The organism is Rhodothermus profundi, assembly GCF_900142415.1.
Lineage (GTDB): Bacteria > Bacteroidota > Rhodothermia > Rhodothermales > Rhodothermaceae > Rhodothermus > Rhodothermus profundi.
On sequence record NZ_FRAU01000005.1, the window covers coordinates 177522 to 203661 of the forward strand.

The 26140-nt window shown below is 58.0% G+C and carries 23 protein-coding genes and 1 pseudogene; 11 read left to right on the forward strand and 13 right to left on the reverse strand.

The genetic code is table 11. The annotated features are described in order from the left end of the window. Window positions 1–23 precede the first annotated feature (23 nt). The 3 genes from BUA15_RS08735 to BUA15_RS08745 form a co-directional block, all read right to left on the reverse strand. Complete coding sequence (locus tag BUA15_RS08735; protein ID WP_072715598.1) at window positions 24–3365, reverse strand: T9SS type A sorting domain-containing protein; 3342 nt, start codon at window positions 3363–3365, stop codon at window positions 24–26. Between the two features lie 49 nt (window positions 3366–3414). Continuing rightward, window positions 3415–6480, reverse strand: a complete 3066-nt coding sequence (locus BUA15_RS08740; RefSeq protein ID WP_072715599.1) for a TonB-dependent receptor — start codon at window positions 6478–6480, stop codon at window positions 3415–3417. Window positions 6481–6677: 197 nt separating this feature from the next. Beyond that, window positions 6678–8123, reverse strand: a complete 1446-nt coding sequence (locus tag BUA15_RS08745; protein ID WP_072715600.1) for a glycine--tRNA ligase — start codon at window positions 8121–8123, stop codon at window positions 6678–6680. Between the two features lie 54 nt (window positions 8124–8177). On the opposite strand from BUA15_RS08745, the gene BUA15_RS08750 reads away from it, so the two are divergent. Next, window positions 8178–8693 (forward strand): BP74-related protein, encoded by a 516-nt coding sequence (locus tag BUA15_RS08750; RefSeq protein ID WP_072715601.1) that lies wholly within the window; start codon window positions 8178–8180, stop codon window positions 8691–8693. On the opposite strand, the gene radC is transcribed toward BUA15_RS08750, so the two are convergent. Together radC and rho are read right to left on the reverse strand one after the other, a co-directional pair. Then, window positions 8644–9375 carry a RadC family protein gene (gene radC / locus BUA15_RS08755; RefSeq protein WP_072715602.1) on the reverse strand — a complete coding sequence of 244 codons (732 nt, stop codon included), beginning with the start codon at window positions 9373–9375 and terminating at the stop codon, window positions 8644–8646. The genes BUA15_RS08750 and radC overlap by 50 nt on opposite strands. 564 nt (window positions 9376–9939) lie before the next feature. Then, the gene (gene rho, locus BUA15_RS08765) at window positions 9940–11052 is read right to left on the reverse strand and encodes a transcription termination factor Rho (RefSeq protein ID WP_072715604.1); all 1113 of its coding nucleotides are present in this window, start codon (window positions 11050–11052) and stop codon (window positions 9940–9942) included. Window positions 11053–11347: 295 nt separating this feature from the next. Here rho and BUA15_RS08770 point away from each other — a divergent pair, with 295 nt between their 5' ends. Both BUA15_RS08770 and BUA15_RS14050 read left to right on the forward strand, forming a co-directional pair. Next, window positions 11348–12178: an alpha/beta fold hydrolase gene (locus tag BUA15_RS08770; RefSeq protein WP_072715605.1), complete on the forward strand. Its 831-nt coding sequence runs from the start codon at window positions 11348–11350 to the stop codon at window positions 12176–12178. Further along, a pseudogene (locus BUA15_RS14050) lies at window positions 12093–12305 on the forward strand (ROK family protein); the annotation flags it as partial. The gene BUA15_RS08770 and the pseudogene BUA15_RS14050, both read left to right, overlap by 86 nt. Window positions 12306–12441: 136 nt before the next feature. Here the strand turns inward: BUA15_RS14050 and BUA15_RS08780 are convergent. The 4 genes from BUA15_RS08780 to BUA15_RS08795 all read right to left on the reverse strand — a co-directional run bounded on the left by BUA15_RS08780 (window position 12442) and on the right by BUA15_RS08795 (window position 14902). Beyond that, window positions 12442–13632, reverse strand: coding sequence for an NHL repeat-containing protein (locus BUA15_RS08780; protein ID WP_245771989.1), 1191 nt, complete (start codon window positions 13630–13632; stop codon window positions 12442–12444). Beyond that, window positions 13613–13939: a hypothetical protein gene (locus tag BUA15_RS08785; RefSeq protein ID WP_143149592.1), complete on the reverse strand. Its 327-nt coding sequence runs from the start codon at window positions 13937–13939 to the stop codon at window positions 13613–13615. The genes BUA15_RS08780 and BUA15_RS08785 overlap by 20 nt, the downstream gene beginning before the upstream one ends. Before the next feature lie 425 nt (window positions 13940–14364). After that, window positions 14365–14553: a hypothetical protein gene (locus tag BUA15_RS08790; protein ID WP_072715607.1), complete on the reverse strand. Its 189-nt coding sequence runs from the start codon at window positions 14551–14553 to the stop codon at window positions 14365–14367. 40 nt (window positions 14554–14593) lie between these two features. Then, window positions 14594–14902, reverse strand: a complete 309-nt coding sequence (locus tag BUA15_RS08795) for a hypothetical protein (protein ID WP_072715608.1) — start codon at window positions 14900–14902, stop codon at window positions 14594–14596. A 347-nt stretch (window positions 14903–15249) separates the two neighbouring features. Between BUA15_RS08795 and BUA15_RS08800 the strand changes: the two genes are divergently transcribed. Both BUA15_RS08800 and BUA15_RS08805 read left to right on the forward strand, forming a co-directional pair. Continuing rightward, window positions 15250–16866, forward strand: a complete 1617-nt coding sequence (locus BUA15_RS08800; RefSeq protein ID WP_072715721.1) for a UDP-N-acetylmuramoyl-tripeptide--D-alanyl-D-alanine ligase — start codon at window positions 15250–15252, stop codon at window positions 16864–16866. 7 nt (window positions 16867–16873) lie between these two features. Beyond that, window positions 16874–17470, forward strand: coding sequence for a ribonuclease HII (locus BUA15_RS08805; RefSeq protein ID WP_072715609.1), 597 nt, complete (start codon window positions 16874–16876; stop codon window positions 17468–17470). Here BUA15_RS08805 and BUA15_RS08810 read toward each other — a convergent pair. Then, window positions 17440–18018 carry a shikimate kinase gene (locus BUA15_RS08810; RefSeq protein WP_072715610.1) on the reverse strand — a complete coding sequence of 193 codons (579 nt, stop codon included), beginning with the start codon at window positions 18016–18018 and terminating at the stop codon, window positions 17440–17442. The two genes, BUA15_RS08805 and BUA15_RS08810, sit on opposite strands and share 31 nt — an antisense overlap. A gap of 9 nt (window positions 18019–18027) precedes the next feature. Between BUA15_RS08810 and truA the strand changes: the two genes are divergently transcribed. Genes truA through BUA15_RS08830 form a run of 4 tightly spaced genes read left to right on the forward strand, consistent with a single transcriptional unit; the run spans window position 18028 to window position 21647 of the window. Next, window positions 18028–18780, forward strand: a complete 753-nt coding sequence (gene truA, locus BUA15_RS08815; RefSeq protein ID WP_072715611.1) for a tRNA pseudouridine(38-40) synthase TruA — start codon at window positions 18028–18030, stop codon at window positions 18778–18780. After that, complete coding sequence (locus tag BUA15_RS08820) at window positions 18780–20087, forward strand: Kelch repeat-containing protein (RefSeq protein WP_072715612.1); 1308 nt, start codon at window positions 18780–18782, stop codon at window positions 20085–20087. Before truA ends, BUA15_RS08820 begins: the two co-directional genes overlap by 1 nt. 15 nt (window positions 20088–20102) lie before the next feature. Next, complete coding sequence (locus tag BUA15_RS08825; RefSeq protein ID WP_072715613.1) at window positions 20103–20288, forward strand: hypothetical protein; 186 nt, start codon at window positions 20103–20105, stop codon at window positions 20286–20288. Window positions 20289–20348: 60 nt separating this feature from the next. After that, a complete protein-coding gene (locus BUA15_RS08830) occupies window positions 20349–21647 on the forward strand; it encodes an arginine deiminase (RefSeq protein ID WP_072715614.1) in 1299 nt (432 codons plus the stop codon). Here the strand turns inward: BUA15_RS08830 and BUA15_RS08835 are convergent. Continuing rightward, entirely contained in the window at window positions 21625–21969 is a 345-nt protein-coding gene (locus tag BUA15_RS08835) for a hypothetical protein (RefSeq protein WP_178139400.1), read from the reverse strand. The genes BUA15_RS08830 and BUA15_RS08835 overlap by 23 nt on opposite strands. A gap of 653 nt (window positions 21970–22622) precedes the next feature. On the opposite strand from BUA15_RS08835, the gene tadA reads away from it, so the two are divergent. After that, the gene (tadA, locus tag BUA15_RS08845) at window positions 22623–23096 is read left to right on the forward strand and encodes a tRNA adenosine(34) deaminase TadA (RefSeq protein ID WP_072715617.1); all 474 of its coding nucleotides are present in this window, start codon (window positions 22623–22625) and stop codon (window positions 23094–23096) included. Between the two features lie 94 nt (window positions 23097–23190). Further along, window positions 23191–24198 carry a YpdA family putative bacillithiol disulfide reductase gene (locus BUA15_RS08850; RefSeq protein ID WP_072715618.1) on the forward strand — a complete coding sequence of 336 codons (1008 nt, stop codon included), beginning with the start codon at window positions 23191–23193 and terminating at the stop codon, window positions 24196–24198. A 422-nt stretch (window positions 24199–24620) separates the two neighbouring features. Here the strand turns inward: BUA15_RS08850 and yihA are convergent, their stop codons facing one another. Both yihA and sucD read right to left on the reverse strand, forming a co-directional pair. Continuing rightward, the gene (yihA, locus tag BUA15_RS08855) at window positions 24621–25217 is read right to left on the reverse strand and encodes a ribosome biogenesis GTP-binding protein YihA/YsxC (RefSeq protein WP_072715619.1); all 597 of its coding nucleotides are present in this window, start codon (window positions 25215–25217) and stop codon (window positions 24621–24623) included. 12 nt (window positions 25218–25229) lie between these two features. Continuing rightward, entirely contained in the window at window positions 25230–26108 is an 879-nt protein-coding gene (sucD, locus tag BUA15_RS08860) for a succinate--CoA ligase subunit alpha (protein ID WP_072715620.1), read from the reverse strand. Window positions 26109–26140: the final 32 nt, after the last annotated feature.

Genomic DNA, 26140 nt, shown 5'->3' on the forward strand with positions numbered 1-26140 from the left:
CCGTTTGGCTTCAACATGATGGCTCAATACCGTTGCAGAATCTGCTCTTCCTGCACAATGGCCAGCTTCAGCACCTTCTCGCCATAGGGGGTTTCTATGTGCACGATGTAGATGCCGCTGGCTACAGGGATACCCGATTCATTCGTCAGATCCCACCGCTCAAACTGAGAGGGGCCTTCATGCTCAATCACCTTGACCGGTACCCCCGCCAGCGTAAAGATTCGGATCGTCGCTTTCTCGGGCAGGTGCGTAAAGGTGACGAACTTCTGGAATCGGTTGGCTTCCAGTCGGCTGAACCCGAAGTAAGGGTTCGGGAACACGTTAATGTCCTCTACCGCCTGCCGCTTCAGCTCAGGGTCATCCTGGACAATGCCTTCAATGGTGAATTCGTACCGATCATTTGGCGTCAGGGCAATGGCCGGGTAGAAGTACAGGCGGAAAGGAGCTTCTAGATATTGAAGGTCTTCGACTAGCTGGGGCCAGAAAGCATACATCACATCCGCTCTCGGCGCCCAGTTGTCGTTGTTATAGTCAGCTCCTTCGTTGTAGTCGGACTTATGGATAAAGACATATTCCCGTCCTCCTGATTCCTGGCATTCTTCCCGACCGGTAAGCACCCCCAGATCCCATCGCATGTTGCTGCAGGACAGGTTCAGCTCCACAAAGCTCACGTTCACCTGACGCCGTGAGCCATCTGGCTGGATCTCATAGGCGGCAAACGGCAGGTAGCCGGTTCCCGCATAGGCATACCCCTGCCCCCGAATATAGACAGCGCCCTTACTGGCCCAGCCGTCAGCCGGTCCGCTTGTGGTGTCGCCCTGGAATTCCAGCACGACAGGCGCCAGTTGATCGTCGGGTAGCGTGCTTCCGAAGAAGTGCGATCCGATGGCGGCCCCACCCGACAGGGCTTCGCCGCCCCAGTTAACACCGGTTATCCAGCAGGTGCTGTCACAGCGCCAGTCGGCAATCTGGGGCACCACGAAGGGGACGTACACCTGCAGCCCTTCAATTACGGGCACAATTTCCTGCGGCGGAACCGGGCCATCGGGATCAATCTGCGGCATCCAGTCGCTGATGGGCTGTCCGTCCCGAAGGAGGCGCCAGCGCAGTGGCCAGGGATCCCCGAGCTTGAACTGGTTCGCCGCGCTGTAGTGCTCATGCTCGAAGAGGCCCTCGACCGCGGTCAACGTATCTTCGGGGGCCAGCGTGGTTTTCGTGGTGCCGGTTGCCGGGTCATAGTAGGCAAATTCCAGCGTATAGGTGCCGTTTTGCACCCGGGCCGGGTTGACCACCTTGATCTGCACGGCACTGGTGGAAGTCCCCGTATGCTGTAGCGTCACATCACTTTCAGGCGCCGGTAGCTCTGTTGAACCCGGCCTGGGTGGTTGAGGCGTGGCGGCTACGACCACAGGCGTACTTTCCAGCACGCGGAAGGGGGCCTCTATATCTTCGGTCAGCACAGCATAAGAGGTAATAGCGAAGTAATAGGTTACCCCGTTAGCGAGCGGACGCTGCCGTATGGCATCCCGCGTGATGGTAAGGTAGCGTTTGAGCCCTTCATCCGATCCGAACTGGACCGGCTTTTCCAGCACGAAGCCGGTTGCCGGGTCAAACGCGTTGTCAAAGACAATGGTAATCAGGTTTTTCTTGTCAAAGGTGGCCAGTCGCACCCCATCTGCTATTGAGGCGGTGGGAGAGGGAAGCTGATAGACGTTATAGCCTTCAAATTCAAACCCGGAGTCTCGATAGCTTTCGACCTGGGCGACCTGATCCCCATCGAAGCCCCAGTCCAGTACGATTTGCTTGTCCAGCTCTACCACCTGCACAGGAGGAACGTCTGGAGGCGAGGGCAGGACAAAGTTGTTGTCGTAGGCAAACTGGGCGAACAGGTCGTAGTACTTCAGGAGACTGATGCTGGAGAGATTGTTCGTTCCCAGGGCAGCGATCTGCCCCACTACGACATCAACCGTATCGCCTTTGTGCATGGTGAAGGGTCCACTGGAGAGGACGATTCGGCGGTCACCGGGAGGCAACTCCTGACCGTCGATCCAGCCGCGTCCGGTTACCGGATCGCCGGTCAGGGCAAACTTGGTAGGTTGCCCTGTATTCGGATCAATGAAGGGGTCTCCAGCGGGATATTCTGGCCGCGGGCGATACCCGCGCATCAGGTTGTACCACTGGAGCGTCCCGCTGTACTCGCCCAGATCCGGGTCGTTGATATCGGAGCCGGCGGCAAAGTACACAAACGCCGTCATCCCCAGCGTATCGCCCTCCGCATTGACCGGTCCTTGCAGGAAGTCCCAGCCTACCGCCGGTGGGGGCAGGTTAAACGCTTCGTAGGAGTCATCACGCGGGTTGGCGTTATAAGCATATCCCAGCGATAGCGTCGTGTCGCTGCCGGCAAAGTCGTCCGAATACGTGCCTACGTCTGGGTCAACCCACCAGACCACAAACATCGAATCGATACGAGCATCCGGAGGCGTGTCGGGCGTGCCCGTGTAGATCAGACGCGCCCGCATAAAGGCGATGTTGCCCAGCGGGTTGGTGGCTGGAAAGTCGTACCCCCAGATGGTGAGCTGATACTCGATGCCAATGGCTGGCGACCCATAGCTCCGCTCCGAGGTCCCCTGCCGCAGGTCGTTGGTTACGATCCAGAGCGTCTGATCGGCTCCGGGATAGCCTGGAATATCCCCATCCTCAGGGGAACACTCAAATTCACCATCTTCGTCGGGATCCGTCGCAGGCTGGTAGCCTGGGATGCCGTTGCACTCCTGGTAGGGCGCGCCCCACTCGGCCGGCCAGTTGTTCCAGTCATATTCGTATTGATCTAGGATGGCCTGGCGTTCCTCCTCTGTAACCTCGCTCGGATCTTTACCGAAGAAGTAAGCAGCGGCCGCGGTCACGTCGAACGAGCTAGACTTCCAGCGGCGATGGACGCGCCAGACGTGGTACTTTTCCAGGCTGATCTCGTCGGGCCCTTGCACGGTCCCGGTCACGGGATCCCAGAGCACCCGGCCCGGATCCAGGCCGGTTTCATAGGTGCTCCCGTTTACCCGCACGACCGGCATTTTACCATCCATTACCTTCCCGCCCCACACAAACCCCTGCGCAAAAACCGGCCCAGCTGTGCGTTTGGGCATCGTGCCATTGACCCCGGAGAAGGGGTCAATCCAGTCAAATTTTCCGTCATTCCGGATCCAGACGGTTGAGTTGTTCACATCCAGTACCGAAAAGCGTGGATGCTGAGGTTGCGCCACAGCACGGGGCTGCTTCATGAGAGCGGTTTTATCCTGCGTCCAGGCAATGCCGGGTACCAGCAAGAGCAGCCCCAGACCTACGAGCAGTCGCTTTATTTTCGCGTACATTGCTCCTCCGAGTCCTTTCGTTCAGACGGTTGTTATTGGATATGCTGCCTTAAAATTCCACCCGCAATCCGAGCCGGACCTGACGAGGCCGGTCAAAGAGATCTACCCCTTCATCGGCGATGTAATGCTGCCGGTTGCGCAGGTTGATCTGCTGATAGTAGTAGACATAGTCCGGTCCCTGTCCCTGCACAATCTCTTCGCTCAACTCCGGATTGCTCAGGAACCCGTCATCGAAGGGGTTCCCGGTGCGCAGGTACACGTTGATCGGGTTGCGCCGGTTGAGCAGATTTTCAATGTACATGTAGGCGGTAGCTGTAGCCCGTCCCAGCGCAAATCCTTTCTCAATGCGCAGGTCGGTGCGGAAGTACCAGGGCGTTGTGGAGGCGTTCAGCGGTTCCAGCGGCACGCGGTTCCGCGGGTCACTCCCCGTCAACAACGCTCCCTCATCGGCTCCCCGCTGCCCCACGCCTCCCGTGCTGCGCGTAAAGCGATGTCCACTGTTAAAGGAGAACAGCAGGTTTACGGACAGATGCTGCAATACCACCGGCTGATCAGCCCCTGTTCGGTAGTCCAGCACAATTGCTCCCCGATGGCGCTGCTCAAATGACAGGGGTTGCAGCAGCGATGGGGGCGCTGTCCCGTTCTCCAGGGCCGAGACCTGTCCCCCAGGCTCCGAGTTCGTCCCCTTCGCATCGGTGAGCGTGTAGTTGAACATGGCCATCACGCCCCCAATGCGCCGCGTGCGCAGGCTGATTTCAATGCCTCGGGCGATGGAGAAATCGCCATTGGTGAACAGGTTGTACGGATTGGCTGAAGAGGTGGGATCGGTATTGATCCGAATAATCTCAATCTGCCCTTCGGTCTTCCGATAGAAAGCCGTGATATCAAAGGCCGAAAAGTCCGTAAACTGATGGCTGAAGCCAATCTCGTACTGCGTCGTTTTGATCGGCTCCAGCTCAAAGGCAAAGGGATGGGCAAAGAAGAACCGGCCGCTGAAGATCAGCGCCATGCGCGAGCGCCGGGTATAGGCAAAGCCCATATCCGGCATCTGGGCGAACTTCCCGTACTGCAGGTGAAACACCGTCCGATCGGTCACCGGGAAGGAGAGTCCGAGGCGCGGCTGCAGCACCGATTTAGCGGGCGCTGCCTTCAGCCCATTGGGAATTCCCGGACCTGCTCCCAGTACGGTTGCCTGGTTTGGATCATAGGCAGGATTGCGTCGATCTTCCACCGTCCACAGATCCATATCAAAGTAATCCCACCGCAATCCAGCATTTACAATGATGTCGTTGAATTCAATTTTGTCGTTAATGTATAGCGAGGCAGTAACCGGGCGCTTGGGGCCGTCCAGACCCCTATTCAGCTTGTTCATGAACTCGTCGTATCCATACCCGCCCCATCCGTCCTGGCGAATCCGAAATGCAACTTCATCGGCCTCTGCCTGAATCTTCTGGATATAGCTCGGGTCGTTTTGCAGAATAGAGGCCAAACCGCTACCGCTGAGCACGTACTCACGAAGCGTCCAGCGCTGGTAATGCCCCCCAATGCGCAGCTCGTGATTCCCCTGCTGCGAAACCAGGCCCAGCGCAATGTTCCAGTATGACTGTTCGCGCCGCTGATAGGTGGTCAATACCCGTCCCGGACGATGGAAGCGGAACGTGTGGAATCGATAAAGCGGGGGTTGCTGATACTGCCCCTGCCAGAACCGCGTATAGAGATCAGCTACCTCCGGGTCGCTGCTCAGGGCCTCCCGAACGGCCTCCCGGTTGTAATAGTTCACGACATTGAGGACGGCTCCGCCTTTTCCATCTGCCCGGGGAGGATCAAACAGCGGGTCGTAAATCTCAAAGTTGTACTGGAAGAATCCCAGCGTTCCTTCCAGGTAGGTATTGCTGCTCAGGAAGTAGGTAGCCTGCAGGCTGGCCAACCAGCGCAGGTCGTCCCGACGGGGCAGCCGCTTCTGGTTGTAGAAGTTCCGGATGGGCAAATTATTGAGCCGTCGATTCCCGGTCAGCAGCGCTCCCCCCAGCCGCACGCGTAGCGGATTGAAATCAAACAACAGCGTGCCATTGATCCGCCACACTTCCAGGGGCCGTCCAATTCCCGGCAGCTTACCATCTTCCCACCGAAGAGGCGCTACCGCCGTATCTCCTCGAATATCATCAATCGGGGGGATGCACTCCTGATCGGGGTCGTTGACGCACAATCCCCCGTTCTTGCTGTAGTCCAGGTTGGCGCCATACCAGAACAGGGGATTATAGTTGTCTGTGCTCCGTCGATTGACGGCGATGAAAAAGCGATGCTGCTTCCATACCAGCGGTCCCCCCAGCGTCAGGGTCAGATCGTTATATCCGTACGCATACGTGTTGTTAAATGCATCCGCGACAAAGTCGCTTTCGTACTGCACCATTCCGCTGAGCCGGGGCCCACCGGTCCGCAACACCTGCTGCACAATGCCCGCGTTGGCTCCTCCCAGCTCAGCACTATATCCCCCGGCGAAGACCTGAATCTCTTCAAGGGCCTCGGGAATGACCGGAATCACGTTGTCCGTCCCAATCAGGCTGCGCGCGCTGATGCCTTCCAACAGATATTCCGTCTCATCGGGACGTCCGCCGCGGATGTAAACCTCGCCATTGAGCAAGGTAACGCCCGGTTGAATGGCATAATAGGTGGCCACACTCCGGGTAGGAAGCTTCTCAAACGCCTCGCGGTCGAGGCGGCGCACTGCATTGGTCGCTGTGGGATTAATCAGCGGCCGCGCTGCCACCACGACAATTTCCTCGCCTTCAATGGTTGCAGGCCGCAGTTCGAAGTCCAGCCGCGTGGTAATCCCTGCAATGACCTGTACATTTTCCTGCCGCACTGTCGCATATCCCACAAAGCTGGCTACCACCGTATAGGTGCCCGGTGGCACCTCAAAGATGGTGTATTCCCCACTGACGTCGGTCGAGGTGCCCAACGTTGTCCCTTCCAGAAACACGTTGGCCCCTGGAAGGGGTTCGCCCGTACTGGCATCGATGACTCGTCCCGCTAGCTTTCCTGTGTTCTGGGACCATGCTAGTGCAGGGAAGAGCAGGAATGTCAGCAGTTGTAGCATCCATGTGCGCAACATCATACGTCTCCTCCGTGATTGGCTCAGACTTAGGAAAAAGCGCTCTCAGAAACGGCGCTATAGAATCTGAATCCTCCCTCACGAAAGGCCTATCTCCTACGGGCGGAGGTAATGTATACCATGCGTCCCTGTTGTGCCAGCCTTCTGGCTGACAACCTCCCAAAATCGATGTTCAATGGTCGTTTTGGGGACTTGAATGGTCAGGAGGCCCAAATGGGCTTCCACTGTCGCAGCCGATCTTTGATGTAGGAGAGGAGCTGGGTTTCATGAACGCGCTCCTGCTGCATCGTGTCGCGGTCGCGCACGGTAACAGTACCATCTTCTAGGGTCTGGCTGTCGATCGTCACGCAGAAGGGCGTGCCCACCTCGTCCATGCGCCGGTAACGCCGACCAATTGCCCCTTTTTCGTCATAGAACGTGTTCAAGAACGGCCGCAGCTCGCGCACCAGCGCCTGCGCGCGCTCGGGCATCCCATCTTTGCGCACCAGCGGGAGCACCGCCACTTTAATAGGCGCCAGCCGTGGATGCAGCCGGAGCACCACACGCGTTTCCCCTTGCACTTCCTCCTCGTCATACGCCTCGCAGAGCAGCATCAGGATCGTGCGGTCCAATCCAGCCGACGTCTCCACCACGTACGGGATATAGCGCTCCTGCGTCTGCGCATCAAAGTACTCCATCTTCTTCCCGGAAAACTCCTGATGCCGCCGCAGATCGTAGTCCGTCCGCGAATGTATACCTTCGACTTCCTGCCACCCCATCGGAAACAGGTACTGGATGTCGACGGCCGCATCGGCATAATGCGCCAGCTTCTCATGCACATGGAAGCGCAGATGATCGGGGCGAATGCCATTCTCAATGTGCCACTGCAGCCGCTTTTCCTTCCAGGCTTCGAAGGCTTCCATCTGCGTGCCCGGCCTGACGAAATACTGCATCTCCATCTGCTCAAACTCGCGCATCCGAAAGATGAACTGCCGGGCTACAATCTCATTCCGAAATGCTTTGCCAATCTGCGCAATACCAAAGGGAATCTGCAGCCGCGAGGAATCCTTTACGTTGTGAAAGTTGACAAAAATGCCCTGGGCCGTCTCCGGGCGCAGATATACCTTGGTCTCTTCCGAAGCGACCGGCCCGACGTGCGTTACGAACATCAGATTAAACTGGCGCACTTCGGTCCAGTCAAAGGCCCCTGAGTCCGGAGACGGAATGCGCTCCTCCATGATGATCTGATAGAGCGCGCGCGGCATGTCGTCAGCATTCAGCGCTTCAATAAGCCGCCGATGCAGCGCTTCGGCCCGTTCTGTTTCCCCCCGGGCCCGAAGTTTCTCGATGTAATCTTCAATAAGCTGATCAGCCCGATAGCGACGCTTCGACCGTCGATCGTCAATGAGCGGATCATTAAAGGCATCCACGTGGCCTGACGCCTTCCAGACCATGGGATGCATCAGGATCGCGGCGTCCAGGCCGACAATGTTCTCGTGCTCATAAACCATGGCCTCCCACCAACGCTGCTGCACGTTTCGTTTCAGCTCAACGCCCAGGGGGCCATAGTCGTACACAGCCGCCAGTCCCCCATAAATTTCCGACGAAGGAAAAATGAATCCGCGTCGCTTGCTGAGCGAAACAATCTTTTCGAGCCGATCCTGCATGGTTGTTTCGTATCCTCTTACAGAGCAAACGGAGTTTTCAAAGGTAGGCCGCCCATGCGCCGGACGCAACGTATTCCTGTTGAATTCCTTTCAAACCCCACAAAAATAGGATTTCTGCTTCTCGTTGTCTTCTTGCTGGGATTGACGGCCTGCGCCTCCGAATCCCCACCCCGTCCCCGAACGTTCCTGTTCGTGCATACGGCGACAGGGGCACTATTCCGGGCGCAGACGTCCGTGCCCGAAGTGATCGCCCAGGCAGAAGCCGAGCTGAACCGTCCTTTCCACGACCGACACCTGTTCCCTAATGGACTCATCGCTCGCGGCGACGGCGGCCACAATGCGCCCTGGTCCTGGCATTTTGTGCCAGACCAATGGGAGCTGACCGAGGTCAGCATCGAAGTCTGCGATGCTACTCCCGAGTACGTCGAAGCCAACGTGGACTATTTTGTCGATACGCTGGGTCGGTACTGCCCCTGGGGGGCCCGTCTGGTGCGCACGCCCGATGAAGCCCGCCTGCTTGTTACAGCACGCCTCGCTCTGCCAGGGATGTGTACGTGGTGCCCGCAATAATGATGTGATCGTGCACAGGAATCCCCAGCAGACGTCCCGCTTCGGCAAGCTGGCGTGTAATCCGAATGTCCTCAGGGCTGGGCTCTGGATTCCCGGAGGGGTGGTTGTGCAGGCAAATGATCCCGGCTGCGTTGTCCAGAATGGCCCGCTGAAAGACTGCCCGGGGTTCCACAATGCTTGCCGCCAGCCCGCCTTCGCTGATCGTGTAGTCGGCAATGATATAGTTGGCCGCATTAAGCAGAACAACCTTGAAAACTTCGCGCTTGAGATCGCGAAGAAGAGGTCCGTAGCAGGCAACAACGTCGTCCGGCGTGCGCACCTGGATGCGCTGGCCTGGGCGCTGCGCTTCAACGCGGCGGCCGATCTCAAAAGCCGCCACGAGCTGGACCGCCTTGGCTGGTCCGACCCCGGCCACGCGGGTCAGTTCTCTCAGATCGCGCTGCGCCAGTGCATAGAGCGAGCCATAGGCGCGGAGCAAAGCCTGTCCAAGCTGCACTGCTGAGATAGGTCCATGCTTCGTGCGCGTGCCACTGCCAAAAATCAGCGCTATCAGTTCAGCATCAGAAAGTGCCGAAGGTCCGCGACGCATAAGTTTTTCGCGGGGGCGATCCGCTTCATCCCACTGGTTGATGGGCACCTGGTAGCGCACGAAGGGCTCTTCCGAATGCGCCTCGCGAGACATGGATCTTTCTGTGTTTTTCTCCCAACAGACACCCGCACCGACCACCTGTTACCTTTTGTGCAAATGAATGTCCCTTTCAGGCTGCCGCACTCCTAAGAGGGTAGTCCAGCGCTTTACCTTCCCGCCTTCCTTTCCTCTAGGGAGCGAAAAGAAAAAAAGGTTGGTAGCTGATGCGGGGACTGTCTGGATATGCGTGCTGCGGGGACAAACCAGCTTCGCATGCCCCAAAAGCAAGGAAGCAGCTACCTCGAAGGCGCGAAGGCGTGGCTTGCGAAATCTCGAAGAAACGGCCCAGCCCGACCCGGCCTGACGAGCGCCCATCCAGCACATGTGCGTCTCCTTGCCGGATAGCTGTCCGCAGAAGATCACAAACTGCTGCCTCACGCCGCCGAACATACCGAGAAAAGCGATAAAATCCACGCAAATGCCTGAGGTCAGCACTGCTTCTACAGAGAGTTGCTTCCGAGCGACCGCGGAGGTAATCCCCGTAGCAACCGCTGACGCCGGAGCCGGAGGAGTTCAGCGGGAAAGCCTCTGCCGCGGCTTTCCTTCAAGGTGATCAGATTACTCCACAGGCACCAGGCTGTTAAGCAGTTCTTCGTTGGATTCTGTTTGCTGCATATGACGCAGCAGGGCTTGCATGGCCTCAATTGGGGGCCGCGAGTTCAATGCCCGGAACAGGCGATGATGCTGTTCGACCCGATCCCCGAGGAGTCGCTCTTCATTCCGCGTACCGCTTTTGCGCAGGTTGATGGCCGGATAGATGCGCTTGTCGGCCATCTCGCGGTCCAACACGATTTCTGCGTTACCAGTGCCTTTGAACTCCTCGTAGATCACTTCGTCCATTCGGCTGCCCGTTTCAATGAGCGCCGTCGCAATGATGGTCAAGGACCCCCCGCCTTCAATATTCCGGGCCGCTCCGAAAATGCGTCGCGGGATTTGCAATGCCCGCGCATCCAGACCACCTGAGAGCGTACGGCCGCTGCTTTCAACGTACAGGTTGAACGTGCGCCCCAGCCGCGTAAGCGAGTCGAGCAACAACACGACGTCATGCTTCAACTCAACAAGCCGTTTGGCAAACTCCAGCGCCAGCGTGGAAACGCGGATGTGGTTGTCTTCCTCTCGATCGTTGGATGACGCAAAAACGACAGCGGGCGTCGAACGCCGAAAGTCGGTCACCTCTTCAGGACGCTCGTCCACCAGCAGGGCGACCAGCTTGACTTCTGGATGGTTCTGGGCAATACCGGCGGCAATTTGCTTAAGCAGCACTGTCTTACCGGTGCGCGGTGGGGCCACAATCAGAGCACGCTGTCCCTTGCCAATCGGTGCCGCCAGATCGACCACGCGCATCGCGTAGTCTGTGGGCCCCGTCACTAGGTTGAACTTTTCGTCGGGATAGACGATCTGCCCGGACTCAAAATCTTCAGTCTTCGCCCATGCTTCAGGCGAAACCCCCATAATTGAGTGGATTTCATCCACCTGCATATCGCCTTTGCGGCCCGGGCGCAGCGTGCCTTCAATCAGTACCCCGTCCCGCAGCTTGTAGTGCCGAATAACCGGTGGGGCAACGAAGGGATCATTCTTGCCCTTAGGCAGATCGGGACGAAACTCGCGCACAAAGCCAAACTTTTTGTCCCCGATCAGTTCTAAAATGCCTCGAAACGTTTGTCCGTTCATAGATGCCACGTTTACTGCTTCAATTCATACACCTGGAAGCTCTCGATTGGATGCTATCTATCCAACAGAAAGTACATGCATGTTTTACCGAATGCAATGCGCGGAAGACATACGTATCAACTCTCTGCCCCCGCTCGGGGCCTGCCACAGATCTCGGATCCGTCCCCACCAACCACGGAAACTCGTTGGCCGACGGATAGAGAGGGAAACCTGAACCAACCGAACCGGTCCCTGCTGCATGTTGGAACGACAGCCGTGCTGGTTGGTTTCCCGACCCAATCCATGACGCTGCTCCATGCAAACGGTTGAAGTGTCTGCTGCCTCCCAGCACATTCTGCCAGCCTGGACGAAGCGGCTGCACCTGGACGTGCAGGGCCCAGAAAATGCACCGCCCGTGCTGTTGCTGCACGGATGGGGGAGTAGCGCGCAGCTCATGGCGCCTATTGCAGAAGCGCTGGCCGATCGCTATCGGGTGTTCAACGTAGACCTTCCGGGGCATGGGCTTACGCCGCCCCCACCTGAACCATGGGGCATTCCCGAACATGCTGCTCTGGTTGCCCACCTGATCCGCACCCGCATTGGCCGCCCCGTTGCGCTCATTGGTCACTCCAACGGCGGCCGCATCGGCCTCTATCTGGCCTCCGAACCAGAAGGGAAGGAGCTGCTGCGGGCCCTTGTGCTGATCAGTCCGTCCGGCATGCGCCCCCGTCGCCCCTGGCACTATTACGTGCGCACAACGGTGGCCCGCCTGCTCAAGGCGCCTTTTCTGGCGCTGCCACAACCACTTCGGGAGCCTGCGCTCGACTGGCTCCGGCATACGGTCGTCTGGAAGGCGCTGGGATCGTCGGACTACCGCCGGCTCGAAGGCGTCATGCGGGAAACCTTTGTGCGGGTCGTCAACACCTACCTCGAAGATCGGCTCGACCGCATCTCAATCCCTGTCCTGGTCTTCTGGGGCGAACGTGACCGAACCGTCGGGCGCGAACAGATGGATCGGCTTGTCCATAGCCTCCCCGATGCCGGTCTCGTCGTCCTGCGCAATGCCGGCCACTACGGCTATCTGGACGATCCCGATACGTTCATCGCCGCCACCCGGTATTTTCTGGAACACCTGCCGAAAGACTGAGATACCTGCTGCTTTCAAAGACCCCGACGTGCCCGCCGCTCTGGGCGAGTATCGCTGGGACGCCGGCCGCGGACTGTACACCTTCGTCTATCTGACCATCGGCACCGGCATCGGCGGCGGGGCTATCGTGAACGGCCAGCGCCACCACGGCCACCAGCACCCTGAAATGGGCCGCCTGCTCCTGGCGACCGCGCTGGCGTTCTGGGCGCCCTGGCCCTGGCCGAAGAAGTGCTCGCCTGAAAGCCCCCTTTCTCCGCTGCCCATTATTGCCGGAGCACTACCCGGTAGCGCCCGATCAACCGACGATCCGGCTCGTCCGACAACCGAATGTAAAGATGATAGGCCGCGTCCCGCCCCAGCACCGGGCCCGGAAGCTCCAACGCCTGCTGCCACCTGCCCGACGTCGAAACAAGCACCCCATAAGGCGCAATCGCCGCATCCTCCCAGCCCGGACGCTCATAAAAATCCACCTTCTTGTTGTAAAAATACGCCAGCACCAACGTATCGGCTACAAAATACGCCCGGCTCATCCATGAAGCCCGCCGCATGAGTTCGTTATACCGCGCACGGTTTTCTACCGCCAGACGTGCCGGCAACTCTTGCGGCGGATCCCGCCAGGCAGGATGACGCAACACCACACGACGCAACAACACCCCACCTGTGTCCGATACCGCATAAAACTGCACCTCCGAAGACAAGCCATACACCGCTACCGCAAGTCCCCCGTCAACCTGCACGTCTATCTCAGCAGCACGCGCAGCATAATTCCCCTCCCAGTACATTTGAGGATACACCCCAAACCGACCCGTAACGCGTCCCAGCCCGGTATCAACCACCGAAAACACCCGCGTCTCGGCACACACCGGCTCCCACACCGAACTGCACGGCTCGGCGTAACTAAACGACGGGACCACCAGATGCCCCGCATCTAACAACCTAAACCCCAGCGTAGCAGGATCATACCCCTCCGGAAAACGAAGCCGATCCATGAAGCGTCCAGCACGATCAAAACGACTGATTATGCCATATTGCTGGAGCACATAGATAAACTTCTCATGTAAGAGCACCCGATATGGAGGATATAGCGCCCCTGGTCCCTCGCCGCGATGTCCAATTACCTGAACGGGACGCCCACTGCTATCGTAGACCACCACGCGTCCCAGCCGAAAATCCGGCACATACAATCGAAATGGCTGCAGAGCTACCTCAATCCATAGAAACTCCCCCAGAAACAGCGTGTCCGGCTCCGCAAGCCGAATCGTATCGACCAAAACCAGCTCGGCCCGGAGCTCGGCAGGCTTTTCCGCACCACACCCGCACAAAAGGGCCCCGGTGACCACCACCCACAGCCACCGGAGCCCCTTGTTATCAGTCCCTAAGCCCATCACTGCGGCGTAATGATGATCGATCGAATGGGCTTTTACTAAACCTGGCTCATCCAGGAGCAGCGACATCGGAACGCTTTGCTGGCGGAAGTCCTGCCCTGTACTCCTTAAAGAGGATGTAGCTGAGATCTATGAACAGCACCAGCAACACAATATAGGACCACATCGGGAAATCATGTGCCGCAAGCACATACAATGCAAAGACGAACATCGCTAGTGCGAGCGTCTCCGCCACAAAAAAGATAGGCAGAGATAGCGAGCGAAAAGGAATATCTCCCCGCATTTTACGACCCAATAAATACACCAACCATCCTATTAGTGGAGATAGGGCAAGGATTATCACTTCGGGAATCGTATTCCATACAACATAGGCCATAAATGCACTTGCGACCAGAACAAATATGGTTACATGAAGTAAATGTTCTCTCGTATTCATTTTTATTCTTGTGCTTTGTTTATAAAGATTATATCTAGGCACATACTACCGCTCCAACCACTCCTATTGCAAATCCTACGAGAGCAGTTGTTCCGGCTGAAATTCCCCCAAGTGCTAGGGCATACCCTATCCAGGCACCATATTGTGCAAAGCCTATTCCACATATCACACTTTCTAACTTACCCCTGACCTCGTTGTTATCTGCTAACATGTTCTCTGCTTTATAATTTGACAAGGAGAATAGAAATGATAGGTTATTTATCAAGGCATAGTTAGCGCTATACAATCCATATTTTTTATAGCATTCATGGCTTCTCTAAGAAGCGTTGTAAGTTCTTCCTGGAAGAAATTTTCTTGCATCTTACTCACTGTTTTACTATGAAAAAATTAATTGTAAATTTCATCAATTCTATCTGCTGATGAATGGCGTTTTCTATATACGGATTTTCCCAATCCTCTTCCACAGGCGAGACGGTTTCGCTGCATCCAGCATTACCCAGAAACCCAGCGATTAACATTGCCGAGATAAAGAGCGTATTCTTTCGGCGCTTCATAGCTACCTCCTAGTTTCCAACCGCTAAATGCCACCAAAGGCTATCTCCCTGATAATCTGCCAACACCAAACCGATTCGCCTCCACACCACACGCGCCCTCCGATCCCTCCATCCAGAACGCCGCCGTGCGCGCCACCGTCTGCCCGCATTCGTCCGGGCTGAAAAACAGCAGCACCTCGCCCCGAGCAACGGCCGTTGCGCTCGAGGCTCCCCGAGGCGACCAGACCGGCACGAACGCCTCGGACGGGAAGGGCACCTGCGGCAGGCGTTGCTGCGTTTGCCAGCCGTAGAGGCCCCAGCTCAAGGCGACAAGCAACAGGCCCAGACCGATTTTCCAGGCCGCCGACATGGCCGAAATGCTTCAAAGGGAACCGTACCTCGGCTTTGAGAAGCTGCTATTAAATTACACACACCCAGGATTTGTCAAGTAGGAGGGTCGACATAAAATGTAACTTTTTTACCTTCATATACTTGAATAAATATATAGGATGCGTAGTTGGTTGGAGCGTGAGGGTTTGCAGGCGTGGCCTTTCAACAGAGCGATGGATTTATTCCGGCCCCCCTGCTGCGTCGGCCTGCCCAAAACTGAGGCACCGGATAGCAGGTATGAAAACATCGCGTTGAGTGGGCCTGGCGTTTCATTGCGGGTCGTGCGTCCGTATCTTGAGCACCGGTCATTCGAGTTGCATGCGGCTTATGCTCTGGCTGGTTGCCCTGCTGGCTACGCTGTTCGCGGGTTGGCGCGCCATGCGCCGACTCCTGTTCTTTTTGCACCTGTTCCAGCTTGAAGGCTACAAGCCGATCCGCTTCGTGCGCTGGCTGCAGCGACACCCTGATGTGCTGCTGCGGCGTTCGCATGCGGCCGGTGCCCTGCTGCTGGGAGCAGGTGCGCTGGCGTTTTCGCTGCTGGGTCCCTTCTGGACACCGGTTCTGGTGCTGCTGGGCTGGTGCGTCGCCTTTGCGTCGTCGCGCCGCTACCGCCGCGACCGTCCGAAAAAGCCGCTGGCCTTTACGCCGCGCATGCGTCGCCTGCTGAGCGTAGCGGCCCTGCTCACGCTAACCGGCCCCTTCGTCGGGGGGCTGCTGGGCTACGACGCGGGCGCGGTCGGCTGGCTGTATTACCTGGGCGGCTGGCTTGCGGCAGACCTGGGCGCACCGCTCTGGGTATTGGTGGCCGGATGGCTGCTCTGGCCGGTCGAACGCGCGATCCAGGAGGGATTCAAACGCAAAGCCCGTCGCAAGCTTGCGGCCCATCCCGACCTGACCATCATCGGGATCACGGGCTCCTACGGCAAAACCAGCACGAAATTTATCCTGGCCGAAATCCTTCGCCTGCGTTACCAGGTGCTGGCCACGCCAGGCTCTTACAACACCCCCATGGGTATCTGTAAGGTGATCAATGAGCAGCTCCGCCCCGAACATCAGGTGCTCGTACTGGAAATGGGGATTCGGCATCCCGGTGATATCCAGGAGCTGTGCGCCATCGCCCGACCGGACATTGGCGTGGTGACGACCGTAGGCCCCATGCATCTGGAAACCATGGGGTCGCTGGAGGCCATCGCCCGGGAAAAGAGTGAACTGGTGGCCTGCACCCGGCCGGGCGGCCCCGTCGTGCTGAACATAGATAATCCGCACGTAGCGGCTATGGCCGAGCGGGCCCGGGGACCGGTCTGGCGCGTGTCGGTCGAAGGACACCCGGAAGCCGACCTGAGGGCCTGTGACATTACCTATGGGCCCGAGGGCACCCGCTTCGTCGTGCGCGCAAAGGACGGAACCGAGCAGACGTTTCAAACCCAACTGCTGGGTCGCCACAATGTGCTGAATATCCTGCTGGCGCTGGCCGTCGGACGCATCTTTGGCCTTCGGCTGCGCCAGATGGCCCATGCTGTCTCCCGGATTCGCCCTGTCGCGCACCGCCTTCAACTGCGCCGGGAAGGCCCTATTACGGTGATCGATGATGCCTTTAATGCCAACCCTGTCGGTGCCCGCAACGCGCTGGAGATCCTGGGTCAATTCCGAACCGGCCGTCGCATTGTGGTTACCCCGGGCATGATTGAACTCGGCGCGCGCGAAGCCGAAGAAAACCGGGCACTCGGCCGCTTCATGGCCCAGCATGTGGATCTGGCCGTGCTGATTGGTCCACGCCGCACGCAGCCCATTCAAGAAGGACTGCGCGAAGCTGGCTTCCCGGAAGACCGGATTCGCGTGTTCAAAAGCCTCTTTGAGGCGCAGGATTTTCTTAAAACGTATCTTCAGCCAGGCGACGTGGTCCTCTACGAAAATGACCTGCCCGATCAGTACGACGAAACCTGAAACCTTTATGCCCGGGAACGCTCCGGAGTTTGACTGCTGGAACCGGGGGTATCGATATGTAGCCGGTGTGGATGAAGTCGGACGCGGCTGCCTGGCCGGTCCCGTTGTGGCAGCTGCCGTTATTCTTCCGCCCCACTTTCAGCTTGATGGTCTGCGCGACAGCAAGCAACTCCGCCCTGCAGTGCGCGCCCAACTGGCTACCGCCATCCGTGCCCAGGCGCTGGCCATCGGGATCGGGCTGTGCACGCCGGCAGAAATCGACCGCCTGAACATTCTCAACGCGGCGCTGGAGGCTATGCGCCGCGCCGTAGCCAACCTGTCTCAAAAGCCAGACTATCTGCTTATCGATGGCAACCGTTGCTTTCCTGATCCCCCCTGCCCTGCAGAGCCTGTTGTGAAAGGCGACCAGCAAAGCGCCCTTATTGCGGCCGCTTCCATTCTTGCCAAAACCACCCGCGATGCCTTGATGCAACGGCTACACCAGGAATTTCCGGTCTACGGCTGGGATCGGAACGTGGGCTATCCAACGCGAGCCCATTACGAGGCGCTGGCGCGCTATGGCCCCTCCCCTTATCACCGACGTTCATTTCGGCTATCGCGATAGGTGCGAAGCGCATGCAATACGGCCTCGACCGTCTCCGCGATCGACAGCCCGTCGGCAGCGACAACATGGTGCGCCCGCTGATACCAGGGCACGCGGCGAGCCAACAGCGTGGCGATGCGTCTGCGCAGGGCCGCTCCCCTTAACGGACGTCCATACCGGTCCTGCAGGAGGGGGCGCCCGGCCGCCCGAGGCGCCAGCCGTCGGACCAGTTCATCGACCGATACCTGCAGGTACACCACCCGTCCGTTGCGAAGGGCCCACGCCAGGTTGTCGTCCGAAACCAGCGTTCCTCCACCCGTAGCGATGACGTAGGCGTCCATCATTGCTGTCTGGCGCAAAGCTTTGCGTTCCAGCGTCCGAAAGGCAGCTTCTCCGCCCGCAGCAAAAATCTCTGGAATCGAACATCCTGCCTGCTGCACAATCAGTGCATCCAGGTCTAGAAATGTGTAGCCCAGACGTCGCGCCAACAGGGGCCCGATGGTGCTTTTGCCACAGCCCATAAAACCGGTCAGATAGATGCGCGTAGGAAAGGCCGCCAGAAACTGCATCGGGAGTCAATGCCTACGTATCGGTTGTTGATCGAATACGACGGAACCGACTTCAGGGGCTGGCAGATCCAGCGCAACGGTCCCAGCATCCAGGCTGCGCTGGAAGAAGCGCTGGCCATCGTGCTGCGCGAGCGCGTGCGCGTTACCGGATCCGGCCGCACAGACGCCGGTGTCCATGCCCGTGGCCAGGTGGCTCATTTCCGCACGCAGCAGCCTGTGGACCCAGAGCGGCTGCAGGGTTCCTTAAATGGTCTGCTGCCACCCAGCATTGCGATCCGAGCGGTCACGCGGGCTCCCGACAACTTCCACGCCCGTTACGATGCTCGCTGGCGTCGGTATCACTACTACGTTGCTACCGTTCCCTGCGCGCTGGAGCGACACCTGCGCTGGTATCTGCGTCCGGCCCCCGACTTTGAGCGCATGAACCGGGCAGCACAGGACCTGATAGGTACCCATGACTTTTCTACGTTCTGCCGTACCCAGAGCGCCACGCGCAACCGCATGTGCACGGTGTACCTGGCCCGATGGGTACCGGATCCTCGCCCCGGCGACTGGCATTTTGAAATTGTAGCCGACCGGTTCCTGCATGGCATGGTGCGCGCGATTGTGGGCACGTTGATTGAAATCGGGCGGTGCCAGCGTGCCGAAACATCTATCCCGGAACTGCTGGCCCGCCGCGACCGTCGCCTGGCCGGTCCTGCCGCCCCAGCCCATGGGCTGGTCCTGGAGGCTGTTGGGTACGAAAACGATCCGCCTCTCTGATGAAGTCGCCTGTCGCCCTGGCCCCGCTGCTGATGCTGCTCGTGGCCTGTGAGCGGCCATTTGTACCGGTGCGCGCGCCTGAGATTGAGGTGGTAACGCCCGATCTTACGGAAGTCCAGACCAACGCGCGCCTGAAGCTCGCCGTGCGGGCTACCTCGTTCCGCGCTATCGCGCACGTAGAAGTCGAGGGTCGGCCGATGCGCTACGACAGCCTGCGCGACGTGTGGGTTGGCGAGGTTTCGCTGCAACATGGCCTGAATCGCCTCCGAATTACGGCAGTAGATGAAAAAGGCGTAGCGGCCACCGATACGGCCTGGGCCCTGCATCTACAGGCAACGGTGCAGCCGGGGCCGCCGCTGCCTGCCGGACGTGGCGGGGGACGGTTGCTGCGCCTGAGCGACGGGCGGGTGCTCTTCGCCGGAGGCGCTGAAGTGTGGACCGGCCCTGCCAGCCATGATCTGTATGTCTGGACACCTGAAGCCCCTACCTTTGAGCGCCTGAACCCGGGCCTGCGTGCACCGCGGGCCGGTCATACGGCCACCCTCCTATCTGACGGACGCGTCCTCTTGCTGGGCGGTAGCGTCCGGGGACGCCCGGCCCTCGCCGAGGAGCTGCGTTCCGATGCCGAGCTGCTGGATCTGGAGAAAAGCGCGCGCCAACTGCTGCCTATCGTCGCCAGCGCTGCCCGCGCCTGGCACGCAACGGCACTGCGCCGGTACGAAGGCCGGCGCTTCCTGGAGGTGCTGGGCGGCTACCGCCGGTTGCGCAGCGGCTCTCCTGACCTGGGCGCCGCAGCCGACCTGATCACGTTCGAACTGAAAGAAGATTCCCTGGTATTGCTGACGCCCGGTCTTGGACTCTACCTCACTCCGCTGGCCGCCCACATCATGGCCCCACTCGACGCAGCGGGCACCCGCTTTCTGGTAGCCGGATCGCTGAGCATGCCGGGGGGTTATCTTGAAACCCAGACGTTTCGGCTGGTGCTAGAACCTGCCGGTTGGGTTGACACGCTTGGCGCACCTCCTCTTCCTGAACCCCGCCAGTTTGCTACGGCCGTTATGCTTCGACCGGGCGTCGTGGTTCTGATAGGCGGCTATGCGGATCAGTTTCTCCAACCTTATTCCTACGTACTCTTGTATTTAGAGGCGGCCAACCGTTTCTTTCGCTTTCGAGCGCTGCCGTTGCAACCGCGCTTCGATGCCAGTGCAACCTTGATCGGCGACTTTCGAATACTGGTTACGGGCGGCTTCGGCCCGAATGGGCAGGGGCTTTCACAAACCGAAATCGTGGCGTTTATGCCATTTTGAAAATCCGGACGTGCTATGGATCTGCAGCAGGTATTGCGCGGACTGATCGTGGTTATCGTATTGCTGGTGGCTGCCGTACTACTGGGCGTGATTCTTCAGGTCGCCACCGCGCTGTTGAAGTTTGCCCTGAAGGTATTGCTCATCCTGATGGTTGTGCTCATCGTGCTCCGCTTTTTGGAAATGCTTCGCCGTCGGGTCTGATCTTCAAAACGCTTCCGACGTATCTTTGCACGTCGTCTCTTTGACCAACTGAAAAAAGAAATGTCCACCACGGCCTCGCTTCCGACGGTTTCGTTTCGCTTTGCCATAACCTCGGAAATCGATCCGCTGCAGCAGGTGATCGTCCATACGCCCGGCGCCGAGCTCGAGCTGGTGATCCCTGAACAGCGGCTAACGTTGCTTTTCGATGACATTCTATTTCTGGAAGAAGCCCAGGCCGAACATCGACAGATGTGTGCGCTGTTCGAAAAAGTCGTTGGCTCGCAAGGCGCCGTGCTCCAGATCACCGATCTGCTGCGGACGGCCTTCGCCTCAGAGGCAGCGCGCGAAGCGTTTATCGAGCAACTCTGTCGCCTGCAGCCGGAAGCCAACTTGCAGGCCTTTGCCCGGGAACTGACCCGCCTGGAGCCAGACGAGCTCCTGCATTTTGCGCTGACCGGACAGAGCCCGCTGCCGCTCAATGCGTCTCCGCTCCCTAACTTACTCTTTACGCGCGATCTGGCCGCTGTCGTCAACGATCATCTGATCGTCAGCCATCCGGCTACCGCTGCCCGCGCCCGCGAAAGCCTGATCCTGCGCATCATTCTGGAATATCACCCGGGGTTTGCGGCGCTGCGTGACCACATCATTTACCTGCCCGAAGGCGTTACCTTTGAAGGCGGCGATCTGCTGGTAGCCTCTCCCGAGGTGGTGCTGCTGGGGCATTCGGAGCGGACCTCACTGGGTGGGGTGGCCCACGTAGCCCGGTCGCTGTTCAGCCGCACGGCCGTTCGACACGTGCTCGTGGTGGATCTGCCCAAACAGCGCGCTTCCATGCACCTCGATACCGTCTTCACGTTCGTCTCGGCCGATGAATGCGTCGTTTTCCCCCCGCTGCTCCATCAGGAAGGTAATGTGTTGCACCTGATGCCCGGTGATACGCCCGAGCAGTTCGTCACCGAAATGCCAGCCGATCTGAAGACAGCCCTGGAAAATCTGCTGGACCGCCCCCTGACGTTCATTCCCTGCGGCGGCGACAATCCGGTTCACCAGAAGCGCGAGCAGTGGACTGATGGGGCCAACTTCTTTGCCCTGGCTCCCGGCGTGGTAGTGGGATACGAGCGCAATCATTACACCTTCGAAGAAATGCGGCGCCACGGCTACCGTGTCGTTACTGCCGAAAGCTTCCTGTCCTATTACGCCGAGAGCCCCTTCGCACCGGGCGCCGAAAAACTCGCCATCAAGCTGGAAGGAAACGAACTGTCGCGCGGCCGCGGCGGTCCCCGGTGCATGACCCTCCCGCTGGCCCGGCAAGTCATGCCCCCGGAGGCGAAGGCCTCTACGGCCCCTCAGCAGCGGTAGACGCGTACTTCAACGAAATCGTCCAGAATACACCAAAAAACAGCACGGCAAGGATAAGTATTAAATAAATGAAGGAAGCTATCTCCATAAAAGGATCTCTAAACAATTGAATTATAATAACAGGCATGGCAAGCAAGATGGCAGCATAGCTGGCAAAAAGTCCTACTATAATAGTTTTTTCACCCTTGTTAACATTTAGCCGTTTATTTACACCGATCCATAATTTTAAGGCACACATTTCACCCGCTATTCCAACTCCACTCATCAAAATAGCAACCATGTTTTCATCATAATCGCTTATTTTCATAACAATCTTAATCACAAGATAATACAGTAAGGATAGTACAATCCATCCCACAATATAAGCAACGATCTGCTTAATCCTGGTTTGCATCATCTTTGCTGATCAATTTAAAACCGATCTTCGAGCTGAGCATAGACCGTGGAAGCAGTAAACTGGTCAGGTAAACAAGTATAAAAATGACTACAAATAAAATTACAATGATAAAATAATCCACTTCATCCCATATAGTCCTATTCCAGATTTTCAGTTCAAAAAATATCAAAAACATGGCAAACACAGATAGAACCAGTGCATATATATGAGACACAATTTGACTTATTCTTTTATTTTCCAATTCATAAGCTATAGTCAGAAGAAAATGAGCGAATCCAACGCCCGCGAGATTGATCACAGCAGCCCTTCCCAAAGCATTGAAGATTATCTTTAGATGAAATGCAGAACTTTCTTCCGAATTTGAATAGAATATAAAATCATTTATTAGAAATAATATTGACAGAATAAGCCAGTTAATCATGTAGAATAGAAAGGGCCTTCTCTGTAAAAACTTGCGCCACATTACTCTTTCTTTCTGAATAGCCACCCATATTTTCTGAATTTTAACGAAAATATCTATTTCACATTTATTCAAAACAATTTTTATTTGTCTTTTTAAAAGACCACAGAATGCAACCATGAGCCTGCATCGTCTGCTGGAGGCGCATCGGCGCTGGATGGCGGCTGCGCTCCGCGAAGCGGAGCAGGCCTTTGACGAAGGCGAAGTGCCCGTCGGCGCCGTCATCGTGAAAGACGGTCGGATTGTCGGGCGCGGCCACAACCGCGTTGAGCAGCTCAACGACCCTACGGCCCACGCCGAAATGCTGGCCATCACGGCTGCCTGCTCCACGCTGAACACGAAATACCTGAACGGCTGCACGCTCTACGTGACGCTTGAACCCTGTCCCATGTGCGCCGGCGCCATGGTGTGGGCCCGGCTGGACCGGGTCGTCTTCGGCGCATTCGACGAAAAGGCCGGGGCGGCCTCCACGCTGTACAATATCCTGCAAGACCCTCGCCTGAACCATCGCGTGGAAGTTATCTCCGGGATAGAAGCCGACCGCGCAGCCGCGCTGCTTCAGCAATTCTTTCGCCAGCGCCGCACCGAATGAAAGATGCTTTACGCAACACTTCATGGCTCAGCTCGAAACCCAACTGCACGCTCTCGGTACAGCCAGCAAGTTGTAGTAACAGCAGCCTGTGGCCATGTGGGATGTCATCATCATCGGGGCAGGCCCTATTGGTCTGGCCTGCGGCATTGAAGCCCGCCGGCGTGGCCTCCGGGCGCTCCTCATCGAAAAAGGGGCGCTGGTGAATTCCTTTCTGGGATATCCTACCAATATGGAATTCTTCTCGACCCCGGAGCTGATGGAAATTGGCGGGCATCCTTTTCCCACCCGTGGCTACAAACCCACCCGCGAGGAAGCCATTGAATACTACCGACGGGTAGCTGCAGTAGAACAGCTTCGCATTCGGCTCTATGAGCGCGTGTTGCGCGTGGACGGCTCGGACGGCAACTTCACGGTCGTTACGGAGAAAGGGACCTACCCTGCCCGTAAAGTGGTGGTGGCCACCGGCTTCTTCGATATCCCCAACTATCTGAACGTACCGGGCGAGGATCTGCCCAACGTCACTCATTACTACAAGGAACCGTTTCCTTACAGTGGTCAGAAAGTGGCCGTTATCGGCGGGCGCAACTCAGCAGCCAAGGCGGCGCTGGACTGCTACCGGCACGGCGCTGAGGTGACGCTCATCCACCGCGGACCGGCGCTGTCGGATAGAATCAAATATTGGATCCGCCCGGACATTGAAAACCGCATCCGCGAAGGCAGCATTCGGGCTTTTTTTAACACGCGTGTGCTGGCAATTCGGCCCGATAGCCTGCTGATTCAGACGCCCGACGGACAACGCGAACTCGAAAACGACTGGGTGCTGGCCATGACAGGCTACCGGCCTGATCTGGATTTTCTCGCCCGACTGGGCATCCAGATCGGCGACGATCCGGCTCGCACGCCCTGTTATGACCCGGAAACTTTCGAAACCAACCGACCCGGTCTGTACCTGGCCGGAACGGTCTGTGGCGGGTTGAACACAAGCCGGTGGTTTATTGAAAACGGTCGGCTGCATGCACCCCGCATCATGGAGCACATCGCTACCGGCCGCGTCGTCGAAGCTCCTGCCCTCGACGGCAGGCACTGGAAAACCGCAGAATAGCACAGAGGCGATCCCTCCTTGCGCCGAGAAAAATCCAAAAAACAGGGGACACTTCCCGGGCAGGCTGCCGGCAAACAGCAGGGCATGCCAGGAACCACCCGTGGTGCAAAGAGCGGACGTTCGGCTTGCCTGTTCCTCGGAAGCAACGTACGATTCCAGCAGCAATGCTGACTCAGCGCGGCTGCCTGCGTCGGAGGCGGCTCAGAGAACCAGCAAGCATTTGCTGCCCAGCATTTTCCCGGGACAGAGCGTGCTCATCGCATGAGGCGTCCTTTTTCGGCAGGGAAATGTAAGCTAATAGCGCGGTCTCCGTTCGAGCCAGGCTGCGCCTCAATCCAAATCCCGCTGCAAGTCGCCCAGAACCGCGCACCACGCCGGGAGATGCCGGTGTTTCTCGGTGCTGCCCCCTGCGTTGAGTTCGTCTATGTTTTCCCCACTGTCACCTGCTCGATCCAGCGCCAGAGATCACGAAGGCCCAGACCGGTATGCGCTGAGGTCGGGATGACCGGTACCTCCATAGCACGCGCCTGCAGGGCCTGCTTGACTTCCCGCACGGCCTGAGTGCGCCGATTGCCCGACACCTTGTCGGCCTTGGTAAGCGCAATCAGATAGGGAACGTGCTGGCCGCGCATCAGATCCATCATCGCTTCGTCGAGCGGGGTGGGCGGATGCCGACTGTCAATCAGGTGGACAACGAGTGCCAATGCCGAGCGTTCTTGCAGGTAGCGTGTAATCAGTCGTCCCCACAGCCGCCGCTCTGCTTGCGAAGTGCGCGCAAACCCGTAACCGGGCAGATCTACAAAATAAAGCCGTTCATTAACCCGGTAGAAGTTGAGCTGGCGCGTTTTGCCGGGTGTGCTGCTCGTGCGTGCCAGTCCGGGAGCCCGAAGCAGTGCATTCAGCAGCGAGCTCTTGCCCACATTGGAACGTCCCGCAAAGGCGACCTCAGGCAATCCGTCGTCGGGCAGATCCTCCCACCGCGTCACACTCCGGACAAAACGTGCTGCCGGTTTTTTCATGGCAGCTTACTGTCAGGCCAGCGCGCCCAGGTGCTCCCGTACCGTCTCACCAATCAGGGCAGGATTACGGACAACCACCGCACCGGCGGCCTCCAGCGCCTTAAATTTCTCCTCGGCCGTTCCTTTCCCTCCTGCGATAATGGCTCCGGCGTGGCCCATGCGGCGTCCCGGAGGCGCCGTTGCCCCGGCAATGAAGGCAAAGACCGGCTTGGTCATATGCTCCTTAATGAAGGCCGCCGCTTCCTCTTCGGCCGTTCCTCCGATCTCTCCAATAAGCACCACGGCTTCCGTTTCCGGATCGTTCTGAAACAGTTGAAGCGCGTCGGTGAAACGCAGCCCGATGATCGGATCGCCGCCGATCCCCACGGCAGTACTCTGCCCCAGGCCCAGACGCGTCAGTTGATCAACGGCTTCGTAGGTCAGGGTGCCCGAGCGCGAAACGACCCCGATGGGTCCTGCTTTAAAGATGGTGCCCGGCATAATTCCCACCTTGGCCTGTCCAGGTGTAATGACGCCGGGACAGTTGGGACCGATCAGCTTGGCGCCCTTCTGCCGGACGTAGTGATAGACCGGAATCATGTCACGTACCGGAATACCTTCCGTGATGCAGACGATCACCTCAATGCCTGCATCGGCCGCTTCCAGAATGGCATCAGCGGCAAAAGCTGGCGGAACAAAAATGATGGATGTATTGGCCCCTTCCTTTTCGACGGCCTCAGCTACAGTGTTAAAGACGGGACGATCCAGATGCTTCTGCCCACCCTTCCCCGGCGTTACGCCAGCGACCACGTTGGTCCCATAGGCGATCATTTGCTCGGTGTGAAAAGTTCCTTCCTTACCGGTAATGCCCTGCACAACCAGGCGCGTGTTACGATCAACTAGAATACTCATGGGTCTTGCTCTTTGGCTCGTGGCGTTGGGTG

Coding starts and splice junctions, on each gene's coding strand:
- BUA15_RS08790 (WP_072715607.1), bottom strand. CDS start 14,553: ATGAAGCGCCGAAAGAATACGCTCTTTATCTCGGCAATGTTAATCGCT.
- BUA15_RS08745 (WP_072715600.1), bottom strand. CDS start 8,123: ATGCAGGATCGGCTCGAAAAGATTGTTTCGCTCAGCAAGCGACGCGGA.
- BUA15_RS08780 (WP_245771989.1), bottom strand. CDS start 13,632: ATGTCGCTGCTCCTGGATGAGCCAGGTTTAGTAAAAGCCCATTCGATC.
- BUA15_RS08820 (WP_072715612.1), top strand. CDS start 18,780: ATGAAGTCGCCTGTCGCCCTGGCCCCGCTGCTGATGCTGCTCGTGGCC.
- BUA15_RS08825 (WP_072715613.1), top strand. CDS start 20,103: ATGGATCTGCAGCAGGTATTGCGCGGACTGATCGTGGTTATCGTATTG.
- BUA15_RS08850 (WP_072715618.1), top strand. CDS start 23,191: ATGTGGGATGTCATCATCATCGGGGCAGGCCCTATTGGTCTGGCCTGC.
- BUA15_RS08810 (WP_072715610.1), bottom strand. CDS start 18,018: ATGCAGTTTCTGGCGGCCTTTCCTACGCGCATCTATCTGACCGGTTTT.
- BUA15_RS08740 (WP_072715599.1), bottom strand. CDS start 6,480: ATGATGTTGCGCACATGGATGCTACAACTGCTGACATTCCTGCTCTTC.
- yihA (WP_072715619.1), bottom strand. CDS start 25,217: ATGAAAAAACCGGCAGCACGTTTTGTCCGGAGTGTGACGCGGTGGGAG.
- BUA15_RS08800 (WP_072715721.1), top strand. CDS start 15,250: ATGCTCTGGCTGGTTGCCCTGCTGGCTACGCTGTTCGCGGGTTGGCGC.
- radC (WP_072715602.1), bottom strand. CDS start 9,375: ATGTCTCGCGAGGCGCATTCGGAAGAGCCCTTCGTGCGCTACCAGGTG.
- truA (WP_072715611.1), top strand. CDS start 18,028: ATGCCTACGTATCGGTTGTTGATCGAATACGACGGAACCGACTTCAGG.
- BUA15_RS08735 (WP_072715598.1), bottom strand. CDS start 3,365: ATGTACGCGAAAATAAAGCGACTGCTCGTAGGTCTGGGGCTGCTCTTG.
- rho (WP_072715604.1), bottom strand. CDS start 11,052: ATGAACGGACAAACGTTTCGAGGCATTTTAGAACTGATCGGGGACAAA.
- BUA15_RS08795 (WP_072715608.1), bottom strand. CDS start 14,902: ATGTCGGCGGCCTGGAAAATCGGTCTGGGCCTGTTGCTTGTCGCCTTG.
- BUA15_RS08750 (WP_072715601.1), top strand. CDS start 8,178: ATGCGCCGGACGCAACGTATTCCTGTTGAATTCCTTTCAAACCCCACA.
- BUA15_RS08805 (WP_072715609.1), top strand. CDS start 16,874: ATGCCCGGGAACGCTCCGGAGTTTGACTGCTGGAACCGGGGGTATCGA.
- tadA (WP_072715617.1), top strand. CDS start 22,623: ATGAGCCTGCATCGTCTGCTGGAGGCGCATCGGCGCTGGATGGCGGCT.
- BUA15_RS08830 (WP_072715614.1), top strand. CDS start 20,349: ATGTCCACCACGGCCTCGCTTCCGACGGTTTCGTTTCGCTTTGCCATA.
- sucD (WP_072715620.1), bottom strand. CDS start 26,108: ATGAGTATTCTAGTTGATCGTAACACGCGCCTGGTTGTGCAGGGCATT.
- BUA15_RS08785 (WP_143149592.1), bottom strand. CDS start 13,939: ATGGCCTATGTTGTATGGAATACGATTCCCGAAGTGATAATCCTTGCC.
- BUA15_RS08770 (WP_072715605.1), top strand. CDS start 11,348: ATGCAAACGGTTGAAGTGTCTGCTGCCTCCCAGCACATTCTGCCAGCC.